Source organism: Cytobacillus firmus, from assembly GCF_023715565.1.
In the GTDB taxonomy this organism is placed as follows: domain Bacteria; phylum Bacillota; class Bacilli; order Bacillales; family Cytobacillaceae; genus Cytobacillus; species Cytobacillus firmus_C.
The window spans coordinates 1-280 of record NZ_JAMBOJ010000180.1 but is presented as its reverse complement, the minus strand read 5'-3'; the positions used below and the strand labels follow the sequence as shown (position 1 = coordinate 280).

Annotated in this window: 1 rRNA gene; it reads left to right on the top strand. The window is 47.9% G+C overall.

Going from position 1 to position 280, the window contains the following annotated elements:
• Positions 1 to 211: 211 nt before the first annotated feature.
• Positions 212 to 280: ribosomal RNA gene (gene rrf, locus M3205_RS25385) — 5S ribosomal RNA — on the top strand; the annotation flags it as partial.

Genomic DNA, 280 nt, shown 5'->3' with positions numbered 1-280 from the left:
ACTTAACCAAAACGAAAAGCGGAGGCGACTGTTCAACTTCGAGAGACGTTGGAGAGCCGGCCATTCAAATCCTTGGGATTTGGAGGGACGGATCGAAACGGCCGAGAAGTTAGGAGCCGAAGCTAGATAAGTCATATTGGTGAATACTCGGCAAAATTCTTCTTCATACATTATCTAGTTTTGAGGGAACGAAGTTTCTTCAACCAAATAGTCCGGTGGCGATAGCGAGAAGGTCACACCCGTTCCCATACCGAACACGGAAGTTAAGCTTCTCAGCGCC